The sequence below is a fragment of the Caballeronia sp. 11_S32 genome (assembly GCF_056930355.1).
The window spans coordinates 300,590-314,090 of record NZ_JBXOWH010000003.1 but is presented as its reverse complement, the minus strand read 5'-3'; the positions used below and the strand labels follow the sequence as shown (position 1 = coordinate 314,090).

Annotated in this window: 9 protein-coding genes and 2 riboswitches; of the genes, 7 read left to right on the top strand and 2 right to left on the bottom strand. The window is 63.8% G+C overall.

Features of this window, described 5'->3' with window-relative positions; translation table 11 throughout:
- The first annotated feature begins 132 nt into the window (after positions 1 to 132).
- From AC1Z32_RS13055 to AC1Z32_RS13025, 7 genes are all read left to right on the top strand, one after another.
- A complete protein-coding gene (locus AC1Z32_RS13055; protein ID WP_483479066.1) occupies positions 133 to 1,176 on the top strand; it encodes an oxidoreductase in 1,044 nt (347 codons plus the stop codon).
- A 289-nt stretch (positions 1,177 to 1,465) separates the two neighbouring features.
- Positions 1,466 to 1,576: riboswitch (glycine riboswitch) on the top strand.
- Positions 1,577 to 1,587: 11 nt separating this feature from the next.
- A riboswitch (glycine riboswitch) is annotated at positions 1,588 to 1,720 on the top strand.
- Positions 1,721 to 1,836: 116 nt separating this feature from the next.
- Positions 1,837 to 2,961: a glycine cleavage system aminomethyltransferase GcvT gene (gene gcvT / locus AC1Z32_RS13050; protein WP_483479065.1), complete on the top strand. Its 1,125-nt coding sequence runs from the start codon at positions 1,837 to 1,839 to the stop codon at positions 2,959 to 2,961.
- Positions 2,962 to 3,024: 63 nt separating this feature from the next.
- The gene (gene gcvH / locus AC1Z32_RS13045; RefSeq protein ID WP_483479064.1) at positions 3,025 to 3,405 is read left to right on the top strand and encodes a glycine cleavage system protein GcvH; all 381 of its coding nucleotides are present in this window, start codon (positions 3,025 to 3,027) and stop codon (positions 3,403 to 3,405) included.
- A 64-nt stretch (positions 3,406 to 3,469) separates the two neighbouring features.
- Positions 3,470 to 6,397, top strand: coding sequence for an aminomethyl-transferring glycine dehydrogenase (gene gcvP / locus AC1Z32_RS13040; protein ID WP_483479063.1), 2,928 nt, complete (start codon positions 3,470 to 3,472; stop codon positions 6,395 to 6,397).
- Between the two features lie 113 nt (positions 6,398 to 6,510).
- A complete protein-coding gene (locus AC1Z32_RS13035) occupies positions 6,511 to 7,611 on the top strand; it encodes an alginate lyase family protein (protein WP_483479062.1) in 1,101 nt (366 codons plus the stop codon).
- Positions 7,612 to 7,681: 70 nt separating this feature from the next.
- Positions 7,682 to 9,070, top strand: a complete 1,389-nt coding sequence (locus AC1Z32_RS13030; protein ID WP_483479061.1) for an L-serine ammonia-lyase — start codon at positions 7,682 to 7,684, stop codon at positions 9,068 to 9,070.
- A 158-nt stretch (positions 9,071 to 9,228) separates the two neighbouring features.
- Complete coding sequence (locus AC1Z32_RS13025) at positions 9,229 to 10,059, top strand: DUF7946 domain-containing protein (RefSeq protein WP_483479060.1); 831 nt, start codon at positions 9,229 to 9,231, stop codon at positions 10,057 to 10,059.
- Here the strand turns inward: AC1Z32_RS13025 and flhA are convergent, their stop codons facing one another.
- Entirely contained in the window at positions 10,060 to 12,165 is a 2,106-nt protein-coding gene (gene flhA / locus AC1Z32_RS13020; RefSeq protein WP_483479059.1) for a flagellar biosynthesis protein FlhA, read from the bottom strand.
- Complete coding sequence (flhB, locus tag AC1Z32_RS13015) at positions 12,162 to 13,370, bottom strand: flagellar biosynthesis protein FlhB (protein ID WP_483479058.1); 1,209 nt, start codon at positions 13,368 to 13,370, stop codon at positions 12,162 to 12,164. The genes flhA and flhB overlap by 4 nt, the downstream gene beginning before the upstream one ends.
- Between the last annotated feature and the right edge of the window lie 131 nt (positions 13,371 to 13,501).

Below are 13,501 nucleotides of genomic sequence, written 5' to 3'. Positions count from 1 at the left end.
CTTGGATATCTGGCGCGCGCGGCGGACCGGCGCATGGAGGAGAGCGCGATGTTAACACGATAGAACCGGCGCGGTTCCGGCCCTCGTTCGTGCCACAATATCCGACCGAATTCACGACAGGACGATGCCCGCATGAACACAGCACTGAAAGTCGGCGTAATGGGGTACGGACTCGCCGGCGCGACGTTTCACGCGCCGGTCATAGAGCACTGCGGCCGCGCCGAAGTGACGGCTATCGCGACGAGCCAGGCCGAGCGCGCGCAGGCCGATTATCCGAACGCGCAGATTGTCGCGGATTTCGACGCGCTGCTCGCCGTCGACGGTCTCGAATGCGTCGTCATCGCGACGCCGAACGACACGCACTTCGATCTCGCGCATCGGGCGTTGTCGGCGGGAAAGCACGTGGTCGTCGACAAGCCGGTGACGCTCTCCGCGCGCGACGCCCGCACGCTCGCCGATCTCGCGCAGCAGAAAGGCCTGATCTTCGCGCCGTTCCACAATCGCCGCTGGGACGGCGATTTCATGACGGTGCGCGCGCTCGTCGAAAGCGGGCGGCTCGGGCGCATCACGCATTACGAATCGCATTTCGACCGCTTCCGCCCGAAAGTGCCGCAGCGCTGGCGCGAGGAGGCGGAGCGCGGCGGCGGGCTGCTGTTCGATCTGGGGCCGCATCTGATCGATCAGGCGCTGACGCTCTTCGGCGCGCCGCAGACGGTGACGGCGTTCGTGAAGGCGCACCGCGATCACGCGCACGCGCCGGACTACGTGCATCTCGTGCTCGGCTACGGCGACAAGGAAGTGATCCTGCACGCGAGCGCGCTCGCCGCGCTGGAACCGCCGCGCTTCGCGATTCATGGCACGCGCGGCAGTTATGTGAAGAACGGGCTCGATACTCAGGAAGATCAGCTGCGTTCGGGCATGCGGCCGGGCAATCCGGAGTTCGCGAAGAACCCGCCGGGCGTGCTGCGCGAAGTCGATGGCGACCTCGATCTGCGTCACGAATTCGCCACGAAGGACGGCGCATATATCGAGTTTTATCGGGCGCTGGCGGCGGCGATTCAGGATAGGAAGCCATTTCCGGTCTCGCCGCAGGACGCGGTCGATACGATGACGATCATCGAGCTGGCCATTCAGAGCGACGCCGAAGGGCGGCGCGTGCCGTTCGCGCGCCAGTGACGTCTATCGCCGGTGGATGCTTCCGGAGCGTCCACCGTGCACCGACACGCTTTCGCCCAACTACGTGACGCCATCGATGGTGAGGGTGGCCGGCATGCGGTCTGGGGAAAAGATGACGAATCGTCCAGCATACGCGCGCGATTGCGGCAAATTTCCCCGTATTTGAAACAAAGCGGTTCGATTCTTCGCCGCGCGGGCCCGTTCGGCTAAGCCGATACGGATCGATCGGACAGTCAATCGCTGCGGTCCGAATCCGTTTGACAACCCCAATTCGGTCGCGTAAATTCTGCCGCACGCGTCGGGAGAGCGCGTGGCCGCCGCTTGTCAGCACGACAGCGGACGCCGCGCCGCCGAAGGGGCATACCCGCAAACTCTCAGGCAAAAGGACCGACGGCGTCGAGGAAAGCAATTTCCTCGCACTCTGGAGAGCGGCAGCGGCTTCGTCGAACGAGCCAGTTGCCCACCGAAGGGGCGCGCGATGAACCGCGGCACGACCGTGCACGGTTCGCGCAATCTCTCAGGTACCGAGGACAGAGGGGTCACGCATCGCAACCGCCAGCCGGTATGCACCTTGCGCGCTGCAACGGCAGCGAGCGCAGGCGCATTCGGCAGGCAAAAGCGCGCTGCGTGGCCTTTTTTGTTTCGCGAACCGAGGCCCCGATGACTTCTCTTCAACACACGCCCTTGCACGCCGCTCACCTCGCGCTCAACGCGCGCATGGTCGACTTCGGCGGCTGGGACATGCCCGTCAACTACGGTTCGCAGATCGACGAGCACCGCGCCGTGCGCACGGATGCCGGCATGTTCGACGTTTCGCACATGCGCGTGGTCGATTTCGAGGGCGAAGCCGTCCGCGAATTCTTCAAGTACGCAATCGCCAATAACGTCGACAAGCTCACGACGCCGGGCAAGGCGCTCTACTCGTGCCTGCTCAACGGCGACGGCGGCGTCATCGACGATCTCATCGTTTACTACTTCTCCGAGACGAGCTTTCGCGTCGTCGTGAATGCGGGCACGGCGGAGAAGGACATCGCGTGGTTCGGGCAATTGAATGCCGAAGGCGAATTCAATCTGTCCATCACGCCGCGCCGCGATCTCGCGATCATCGCCGTGCAAGGCCCGAATGCGCGCGAAAAAGCCTGGCAAGTGCTGCCGGATACGCGTGCGCAAACGCAGGACATCAAGCCGTTCAATGCGGTCGTTTTTCCGTCGACGCAATTCGGCGAGCTGATGCTCGCCCGCACGGGCTACACGGGCGAGGACGGCTTCGAGATCGTCGTTCCGGCGACGCACGTGGAAGCGCTGTGGAACGCGCTCGCCGCCGTGGGCGTGAAGCCCGCGGGCCTCGGCGCGCGCGACACGCTGCGCCTCGAAGCCGGCATGAACCTCTACGGCCAGGACATGGACGAGAAGGTCTCGCCGCTCGACGCCGGCCTCGCATGGACCGTCGATCTGAAAGCGCCGCGCGATTTCGTCGGACGCTCGGCACTCGAGGCGCACGGCTCGAAGGCGAATTTCGTCGGACTCGTGCTCATCAAGGAAAACGGCAAGGCGGGCGGCGTGCTGCGCGCGCATCAGAAAGTCGTCACGCCGCACGGCGAGGGCGAAATCACGAGCGGCACGTTTTCGCCGTCGATGCAGGAATCGATCGCGTTCGCACGCGTCCCGACCGCTGTTGCCGTCGGGGACACGGTGCAGGTCGTCATCCGCGACAAGCAACTCCCCGCGCGCGTGGTAAAACTTCCGTTCGTGCGCAACGGCAAGGTTCTCGTCGAACTTTCATAAGCGCCGTCGCGCCCGTTCCCTCCTATCAAGAACCTCACGAAAGAACCACGCAAGGAGCATCCAATGAGCATCCCGGCCGATCTGAAATACACCGAATCGCACGAATGGGTCCGCACCGAATCCGACGGCACGCTGACCGTCGGCATCACCGATCACGCGCAGGAAGCGCTCGGTGACATCGTGTTCGTCGAGCTGCCGGCGGCGGGCAAGACCGTCGCGGCGGGCGATGCGATCGCCGTGATCGAATCGGTGAAGGCCGCATCCGATATCTACGCGCCGGTGTCGGGCGAGATCGTCGCCGCGAACGACTCGCTCACCGCGACGCCCGATCAGGTGAACGGCGCGCCGTACGAAAGCTGGCTCTTCAAGATCAAGCCGGCAGGCGACGCCTCTCTCGACAAGCTGCTCGACGCCGAAGGCTACGGCAAGTCGATCGGCGAATAACTCTCTCAATCGACGAAGGCGGTTCCTTCCCGCAACGAAGGTGCCGCCATTCGCAGGAATTCACATGAAGCTCGAACACCCGGATCGCCTGATGAACCGCACCTCCCTGTCACTCGCCGCGCTCGAATGCCACGATGCATTCGCCGAGCGGCACATCGGCCCCGACGAAGCAGACCAGCGCGCGATGCTCGACGCGCTCGGCTTCGCATCGCGCGCGGCCTTCATCGACGCGGTGATTCCTGAATCGATCCGCCGCAAGGAAACGCTGCCGCTCGGCGCGTTCACGCAGCCGAAGAGCGAGGCGGAAGCGCTCGCGTCGCTGCGCAAGCTCGCGGACGAGAACCTGGTGTTTCGGACTTATATCGGCCAGGGTTACTACGGCACGCACACGCCGGCCGTGATCCTGCGCAACGTGCTGGAAAATCCGGCGTGGTACACGGCATACACGCCGTATCAGCCGGAGATTTCGCAAGGGCGCCTCGAAGCGCTCCTGAACTTCCAGCAGATGGTGATGGACCTGACGGGCCTCGCGATGGCGAACGCGTCGCTGCTCGACGAAGCCACTGCCGCCGCTGAAGCAATGACGCTGCTGCAACGTGTCGGCAAGCCGAAGTCGAACGTCTTCTACGTCGCGGATGACGTGCTGCCGCAGACCATCGAAGTGGTGAAGACGCGCGCGAAGCCGGCGGGCATCGAGGTGAAGGTCGGCCCGGCCGCGGATGCCGCGAGCGCGAACGCGTTCGGCGTGCTGCTGCAATATCCCGGCGCGCAAGGCGACGTGCTCGACTATCGCGCCCTGACCGAAGCGATTCACGCGGCGGGCGGCCATGTCGTCGCGGCGGCGGATCTGCTCGCACTGACGCTCATCACGCCGCCGGGCGAATGGGGCGCGGATGTCGCGATCGGCAATACGCAGCGCTTTGGCGTGCCGGTCGGCTTCGGCGGCCCGCACGCGGCTTACATGGCCGTGCGCGATGAATTCAAGCGCCAGATGCCGGGTCGTCTCGTCGGCGTGACCGTCGATGCGCAAGGCAATTCCGCGCTGCGTCTCGCGCTGCAGACGCGCGAACAGCATATTCGCCGCGAAAAGGCGACGTCGAACGTCTGCACGGCGCAGGCGCTGCTCGCGATCATGGCGAGCATGTACGCCGTCTATCACGGCCCGCGCGGCCTGAAGACGATCGCATTGCGTGTGAACCGCGTCGCGTCGGTGTTCGCGGCGGGTCTGCGCAAGCTCGGCTACACGATCGCCAACGAAACGTTCTTCGATACGGTCACCATCGACAGCGGCTCGAACACGACCGCGCTGCATCAGGCCGCGCACGCCGCGCACATCAACCTGCGCCACGTGAGCGCGACGCAAGTTGGCGTATCGCTCGATGAAACCACCACGCGCGACGATCTGCTCAAGCTCTTCGCGCTGTTCGCAGAAGTGGCGGGCAAGACCGAAACCTTCGATATCGACGCGCTCGACCAGGCCGCGCCCGATTCGCTGCCGGCCGAACTGCATCGCACGAGCGAATACCTGACGCATCCGGTCTTCAACCGCCATCACTCCGAGCACGAAATGCTGCGCTATCTGCGCAGCCTCGCCGACAAGGACCTCGCGCTCGACCGCACGATGATCCCGCTCGGCTCCTGCACGATGAAGCTCAACGCGACCTCTGAAATGCTGCCGGTGACGTGGCCCGAGTTCGCGCAGATTCACCCGTTTGCGCCCGCCGAGCAGACACTCGGCTATCGCACGATGATCGATCAGCTCGAACAGATGCTGGTCGCGTGCACGGGTTACGCGGCGGTTTCCTTGCAGCCGAACGCCGGTTCGCAGGGCGAGTACGCGGGCCTGCTCATCATTCACGCGTATCACGAGTCGCGCGGCGAAGGACATCGCAATGTGTGTCTGATTCCGGCGTCCGCGCACGGCACGAATCCGGCGTCGGCGCAGATGGCGGCCATGCAGGTCGTCGTCGTCGCGTGCGATGCGAACGGCAACGTCGATATCGAAGACCTGAAGGCGAAGGCCGAAAAGCATTCGGCGAACCTCGCGGCGATCATGATCACGTATCCGTCCACGCACGGTGTGTTCGAGCGCAATGTCCGCGAAATCTGCGACATCGTGCATTCGCACGGCGGCCAGGTGTATGTCGACGGCGCGAACATGAACGCGATGGTCGGTCTCTGCGCGCCCGGCCAGTTCGGCGGCGACGTCTCGCATCTGAACTTGCACAAGACCTTCTGCATTCCGCACGGCGGCGGCGGACCGGGCGTTGGTCCGGTCGCGGTCGGCGCGCATCTGGCGAAGTTCCTGCCGAATCAGGTCTCCAGCGGCTACAAGCGCGACGAAGCGGGCATCGGCGCAGTGTCGTCGGCGCCGTACGGCTCGGCCGCGATCCTGCCGATCTCGTGGATGTACATCGCGATGATGGGCGCGCAAGGCCTCACCGCCGCCACTGAAAGCGCGATTCTCGCGGCGAACTATGTCGCCAAGCGCCTCGCGCCGCACTATCCGGTGCTGTACAGCGGCCCGGGCGGGCTTGTCGCGCACGAGTGCATTCTCGACGTGCGGCCGATCAAGGAATCGAGCGGCATCTCGGTGGACGACGTCGCGAAGCGCCTGATCGACTACGGCTTCCACGCGCCGACGATGAGCTTCCCCGTGCCGGGCACGCTGATGGTCGAACCGACGGAATCGGAATCGAAGGAAGAGCTCGACCGCTTCATCGACGCGATGATCGCGATCCGCGAGGAAATCCGCGCGGTGGAAGAAGGCCGCGCCGATCGCGAGGACAACGTGCTGAAGAACGCGCCGCACACGGCGGCCGTCGTCACTTCGGACGAGTGGACGCACAAGTACACGCGCGAAGCGGCGGCGTACCCGGTGAAGTCGCTCGTGACGCGCAAGTACTGGTCGCCGGTCGGCCGCGCGGACAACGCGTACGGCGATCGCAACCTGATGTGCTCGTGCGTGCCGATTTCCGACTACGCGGAATAAGGAAGCACGCCGCCCGGCAATGAAGGAAGCGTAAAGCATTGTCGGGCGGTATCGCGGCGCGCGTCAGACCGGCTAACATCTCACCCCGGACCAAAGCCAATCAAGGAGTTCGCATGGCGCGGAAGGTGCGAGAGGTGAACAAGAGCCGTTTCAGGACGCGCACGGCGCTGGCCGCGCTGTTGGCGTTCGGCATGTCATGCGCTCACGCGGCGATGAATTTCTGCGCCGCGCCCGCGATGCAGACGAGCGAACGCACCAACGCCGATCCCGGCGTGAAAGCGCTGGTGAAGATGGTGCAATCACACGTGAACGACCAGCCGAAGGCGCGCGCGAAGCTGCATACCGAGGGCACGCTGCCGCACGAAGGCATTTACGACGAGAGCGTCGAAGCGGAGAAAGACCTCGGCCTGATGCGCGATGCGGCGCTCGCGTGGCGAGCCACAGGCGACGAGCGCTATTTGCGGCTCGTCGACCGCTTCCTGTTCGCGTGGACGACCACTTACCAGCCGAGCTTCAACCCCATCGACGAGACGAACTTCGAATCGCTGATTCTCGCGTACGACCTCACGGCGAGCGCCTTGCCGGTGAAGACGCGCAATGCGGCGAACGCGTTCATCGCGAAGATGGTGAAAGGCTATATCGCCGATATGGACCAGCAACCGCGTCCGCTCACGGGCAATTATCGGAACAACTGGCAGAGCCATCGCGTGAAGCTGGTGGCGATGGGCGCGTTCACCATCGACGACCGCAAGCTCATCAACGCGGCGCAGCGGCTGTTCGTCGAGCATATCGGCGACAACATCGCGCCAGATGGATCAACAGTCGATTTCGCCGAACGCGATGCGCTGCGCTACGTCACCTACGATCTTCAACCGCTCGTGACGGCGGCGCTCGCCGCGCGACGGCATAACCGCAACTGGCTGCCGGAGCGCGCCCAGTCGGGCGCGACCCTTGCCGAAGCGCTCAACTGGCTCACGCCGTACGCGCTCGGCACGAAGACGCATAATGAGTTCGTGCGCTCGTCGGTGCCTTTCGACGCCAAGCGCCGCGAGGCCGGATTGCCGGGATTTTCGGGTCAATGGGATCCGAAGAACTCGGCGGAACTCTTTCATCTTGCGGCCCGTCTCGATGGCCGCTACGCGCCGGTCGCCTTGCGGCTCGCACCGACGCCGCCCGCGTGGCTCGCGGTGTGTCTGCCGCTGCCGGCGCGTTGATTCTTACGAGCAACTTTGTACGAGACCCGGGCAAGCGCTGAAGTGCCGATTCGGGTCGACAGGAGCAATCATGGCAGTCAGCGTATTCGACCTCTTCAAGATCGGCATCGGACCTTCGAGCTCGCACACCGTCGGACCGATGCGCGCGGCATTGATGTTCGCGCAAGGGCTCGAGCGCGACGGGCTGCTGGACTCGGCGGCATCGGTGAAATGCGAGCTGTACGGCTCGCTCGGCGCGACGGGCAAGGGCCACGGCACCGACCGCGGCGTGATGCTCGGCCTGATGGGCGACGCGCCCGATACCGTCGATGCATCGAGCATCGTTCCGCGCCTGGAGGCCGTGCGTAGCTCGAAGACGCTCGCGCTGCTCGGCACGCGCGATATTCCGTTCACGATCAAAGAGAACATCGCGTTCTATCGGCAGGCGTTGCCGGAGCATCCGAACGGCATGAAGCTGTATGCGTTCGATGCCAACGGCGCGTTGCTGCGCGAAGCGACGTATCTGTCGGTGGGCGGCGGCTTTGTCGTGACGGCGGGCGCGGCGAACACGGCGGTGCTGACGGCGCACGAGCAGTTGCCGTATCCGTTCCACACCGGCGACGAGCTGATGAAGATGTGCGCGGAATCGGGCAAATCCATCGCGCAGCTGATGTGGGAAAACGAGCGCGTCTGGCGCAGCGAGGATGAAATCCGCACCGGGCTTTTGCACATCTGGGATGTGATGCAGGACTGCGTCGCGCGTGGGTGCGGCATCAACAATCCGGACGCGGAAGGGCACTTGCCGGGGCCGTTTCAGGTCAAGCGCCGCGCGCCGCAGTTATACAAGGCGCTGGCGGGCAAGCCGGAGCACGCGCTGCGCGATCCGCTTTCGATGATCGACTGGATCAATCTCTATGCGATCGCCGTGAACGAAGAGAACGCTATCGGCGGGCGAGTCGTGACGGCGCCGACCAACGGCGCGGCGGGCATCATTCCGGCTGTGCTGCATTACTACGACCGGTTCGTGCCGGGATCGAACACGCAGGGCGTGATCGATTTTCTGCTGACTGCGGCGGCGATCGGCATTCTGTACAAGATGAATGCGTCCATCTCCGGCGCGGAAGTGGGATGTCAGGGCGAGGTGGGCGTTGCCTGTTCGATGGCGGCGGGCGCGTTGGCCGCCGTGCTCGGCGGGACGCCCGCGCAAGTCGAGAATGCCGCGGAGATCGGCATGGAGCATAACCTCGGGCTGACGTGCGATCCGGTCGGCGGGATGGTGCAGATTCCGTGCATCGAGCGCAACGCGATGGGATCGGTGAAGGCCGTCAACGCCGCGCGCATGGCGATGCGCGGCGATGGTTCGCACTATGTTTCGCTCGATTCGGTCATCAAGACCATGAGGGAGACCGGCGCGGATATGAAGACCAAATATAAAGAGACTTCGCGTGGCGGGCTGGCGGTGAATATTGTGGAGTGTTGAGGCGCTTATATCGGGCCGAGGGGCGGCGCAAGACGTCCATTCGGCCGATTACCGGCGTCGAATCCATTGCTTAGGATGACGACATTAGTCATCGAAGGGAACAAGCAATGGTTGAAGTCTTCGAAATCGCGAAGTGGCACTGTCTCTCCACCATCAGCGTGCGATACGAAGGCAACGATGCCGCATCGCATGAGATAGATCTGAATCAGCTTGGACAGTCCATTCAGGGCTTAGCACGCATCTTCGCGTTGTGCTCCAATGCCTTGCTGACGGGCGAACTCAACACGCATCTCGAAGCGCTCGATGTCCGTGTGGTTTGTTCTCCGGTCGCAGAACATCGGTGCTTCGAAGTTCTGGCAATGGTGAAAAGCATGGCGACTAGCAAGGAACTGTGGTCTGGCGCGTTCGGGGCCGTTCTTGCTGTCGTGGTTCAGTATGTATTCTCCCGACGCGAGCAAGGTCAAATGAAATACTTGAACGAAGCACTACAAAAGTCTTTGCAGAACAATCGAGATAGTCTCGCGATGCTGACGAACACCGTGGACAAGATGGTAAGCATGTTCGACAAACTCGCCGACGCCTTGCATCCCGCGGCACGCCAGGCGCTTAGCCCAATCGAGCGCTCGTGCAGTCGAATCGATCTCTATACCGAGGGAGACCGCTTCTTGACCCTGAGCGCGGATCACAAGCGCGCGTTCGGGAGCGCGGACACCGTGATATCCGAGAGCACGCCATACGTCGGCGTGATCTCGGAGTTCGACATGTCAACCGGCGCGTGCAGAGTCACGCTGGATGGAGACACCGCACGCATCCCCGCGTTGGTGATCGATCCGCTCTTCAATCGACCGAACAACCGTTACGTGCAGGCGATGGCTTCAGCCGATCCGCTCCGCTTTCTCGCGAAGGCGGAGCTGGACATGGAAGGCAATGCCGTCAGGCTCTATATCTCCGATTCATCGGAGCATGACGCGGAACCGGCGCGGGCGTAATCACGCCCCAATCAGATTCACCACCTTCACATTCCGCGTATCCGGCACTTCCGCGTACGACAGCACCTTCAACTGCGGCAGACTTCTCCGGAGAAAGCGAGCCAGCATCGCCCGCAGCGAATGCTGCACCAGCAACACCGGCGGCAAGCCCAGATTCTGCTGACGCATGATCGCGTTCTGCGTCGAATTCATCAGCGTCTGCGCGAGCCCAGGCTCCAGCCCCGGATTCGCGCCCGTCGACAACGCCTGCGACAGCACACGCTCCAGCGTCGGATCGAGGCCCATCACCTGCAAGTCGTCGGTGCCCGGATACCACTGCTGCGTGATCGCGCGACCCAGCGCGAGACGCACCGCCGCCGTGAGATCGTGCGGATCGGACATGCGCGGTGCGTGTTCCTGCAGCGCGTCGAGGATCGTGCGCATATCGCGGATCGGCACGCTTTCGTCGAGCAGATTTTGCAGCACCTTCTGCAGCGTAGTGAGCGACAGCACCTTCGGCACGAGATCGTCCGTGAGCGAAGGCGTGTCCTTGCCGATTCGCTCCAGCAGCGCCTGCACTTCCTGACGTCCGAGCAGCTCGGCCGCATGCGTCACGACGAGATGGTTCAAATGCGTCGCAACGACCGTGCTTGCATCGACCACGGTGTAGCCGTAGACCTGAGCCTGTTCGCGCAGATTCGTATCGATCCACACGGCGGGCAGGCCGAACGCCGGGTCAGTCGTCTGGTTGCCGGGCAGCGCGGCCGAAACCTGCCCCGGATTGATCGCGAGCCACTGCCCCGGAAACGCCTCGCCGACGCCTACTTCCACGCCCTTCAGCGCAATGCGATACCCATTCGGCCGCAGTTCGAGATTGTCGCGAATGTGAATGACCGGCGGCAAAAAGCCGATTTCCTGCGCGAACTTCTTGCGGATGCCCTTGATGCGCTTGAGCAACTCGCCGTCGCTGTTGCGGTCGACGAGCGGAATCAGGCGATAGCCCACTTCCAGCCCGAGCGGATCGATGAGCGACACATCCTCCCAGCTCGCCTCCGCATTCTCCGCCGACGCAGCTGCGGCGCTTGCCGCGAGCGGCGTGACATCGGTGACGGCGCTCTTCTTCTTTGCCTCGGCGCGCTTGTTCATCGTGCGCGCGGCGTAGATGAGACCGCCGCCGAGCAGGATGAACGCGAAGTGCGGCATGCCCGGAATCAAACCCATGATGCCGATGATCACGCCCGTGATCATCAGCACGCGCGGGTTCTGAAACAACTGGCCGGTCAGTTGCGTGCCGATGTCTTCCTCGGTCGCGACCCGCGACACGATCACGCCCGCCGCCGTCGAGATGATGAGCGACGGAATTTGCGCGACGAGGCCGTCGCCGATGGTCAGCAGCGTGTAATTGGTCGCCGCGTGCGCGAAGTCCATGTCGTGCTGGAGCATGCCGACGATCAGCCCGCCCACCACGTTGATCACCATGATCAGCAAGCCCGCGATCGCATCGCCGCGCACGAACTTGCTCGCACCGTCCATCGAGCCGTAGAACTCGGCTTCCTGCGCGACGCCCAGACGGCGCTTCTTCGCGGTTTCCTCGTTGATAAGACCGGCGTTCAGATCGGCGTCGATGGCCATCTGCTTGCCGGGCATCGCATCGAGCGTGAAGCGCGCGCCCACTTCCGCGATACGTCCCGCGCCCTTCGTGATGACCATGAAGTTGATGATCATCAGAATCACGAACACGACGATACCGACCGCGAAATTCCCGCCGACGAGAAAGTGGCCGAACGATTCGATCACCTGACCCGCGGCATCGGGGCCGGTGTGGCCTTCGAGCAGCACGATACGCGTCGACGCGACGTTCAGCGAAAGCCGCAGCAGCGTCGAGAACAGCAGCACGCTCGGGAACGCTGCGAAATCGAGCGGCTTTTGCGTGTACATGCTGACGAGCAGCACCATCACCGACAGCGCGATGTTGAAGGTGAACAGCAAGTCGAGCAGGAACGACGGCAAGGGCAGGATCATCATGCCCAGGATCATGCAGATCAGGATCGGGCCGGCGAGGGCTCGCAAGTTCTGCGTGCCCAGCGCGTCGGGCCGTTTGGCGAAAAATCCAGCGCGCGCGTTCATGCTGCGGCTCCCTTGTCAGTGTTGTCGCCAGCCAGGGCCTCCGCGGCTTCCTGGTCGGCATCGGCGTCGGAAACGCCGCCTTTGTCGAGTTCTTTCGGGACGTCGAGATCGGACGGTTCTTCCGGCTCGATACCGCCGTCTTCCTTGTAGCGCTTGAGCTGGTAGACCCACGCCAGCACCTGCGCGACCGCGCCGTAGAGCGCGCCCGGAATCTCGCGGTCGATCTCGACGTTGTGATACAGCGCGCGCGCCAGCGGCGGCGCTTCGAGCAGCGGCACGTTGTGCTCGCGTCCGAGTTCGCGGATGCGCGCCGCGACCAGATTCACGCCTTTCGCGACGACCTTCGGCGCGCGCATCTGACCATCGGTGTACTTGAGCGCGACGGCGAAGTGCGTCGGGTTCGTGACGATGACATCGGCGGTCGGAATCGCCTGCATCATCCGGCGACGCGCGGCCGCACGCTGCTGCTGGCGGATCTTGCCCTTGATGTGCGGGTCGCCTTCGCTTTCCTTGTGCTCGCGCTTCACTTCTTCCTTGCTCATGCGCAGCTTCTTTGCGTGCGAGTAGAGCTGATACGGCACATCGACGGCCGCGACGAGAAACAGCCCGCCGATCGCCATGCCGCAGCACACGAAGATCAGGTGCATCGCATCGGCGAGCGCCAGATCGAGCGGCTTCGTCAGCAGGCCGAGCACTTCGGCCTTGCGGCTCCAGATTGCCGATCCCGCCATGCCGCCGACGACGATCGTTTTCAACATCGACATGCCGAGCTGAACCGGCCCTTGCACGGAGAAAATCTTGCCGAGGCCGCTGATCGGATTGAGCCGCCCGAAGTTCGGCGCGAGCGGCTTGGTCGTGATGAGCCAGCCGCCCAGCGCCATCGGCGCGGCGAGCGCGGCGAATCCCGTGAGCACCAGCACCGGCAGCACCGCGAACAATCCTTCCTTGCCCGCGTTGGCCGCGCCGATCATCATCTGGCGCGTGTCGAGCACGGTCGCGTGATCGAAGGTGAAGGCGCCGCGCAAAATCGACTGCAAATGCTGGCTGATCGGACCCGACAGACCCCACACGCCGAAAAATCCCGCCGCGAGCAGCGCGAAAGACGCGAGCTCGCGTGAACGCGCAACCTGGCCTTCCTCCCGCGCCTTTTCCAGGCGCTTGGGAGTGGCTGATTCGGTTTTTTCGAGATCGCTTTCTTCTGCCACCGGGCCTTACTCCGTTCCTTGCATCGTTTCCACATGCAAGCGGCGCGAAGCCGCTTTTTGATGAAAGCGATTATTGCGGAAGGCGTCGAGCGGCCATCGACGGATAAGGCCGGTGAAAAGGGGGTTATTCG

Bases quoted from the DNA above. Each gene is read 5' to 3' on its own strand.
- gcvH (WP_483479064.1), top strand. From the start codon at position 3,025: ATGAGCATCCCGGCCGATCTGAAATACACCGAATCGCACGAATGGGTC.
- AC1Z32_RS13035 (WP_483479062.1), top strand. From the start codon at position 6,511: ATGGCGCGGAAGGTGCGAGAGGTGAACAAGAGCCGTTTCAGGACGCGC.
- gcvP (WP_483479063.1), top strand. From the start codon at position 3,470: ATGAAGCTCGAACACCCGGATCGCCTGATGAACCGCACCTCCCTGTCA.
- AC1Z32_RS13055 (WP_483479066.1), top strand. From the start codon at position 133: ATGAACACAGCACTGAAAGTCGGCGTAATGGGGTACGGACTCGCCGGC.
- AC1Z32_RS13030 (WP_483479061.1), top strand. From the start codon at position 7,682: ATGGCAGTCAGCGTATTCGACCTCTTCAAGATCGGCATCGGACCTTCG.
- gcvT (WP_483479065.1), top strand. From the start codon at position 1,837: ATGACTTCTCTTCAACACACGCCCTTGCACGCCGCTCACCTCGCGCTC.
- flhA (WP_483479059.1), bottom strand. From the start codon at position 12,165: ATGAACGCGCGCGCTGGATTTTTCGCCAAACGGCCCGACGCGCTGGGC.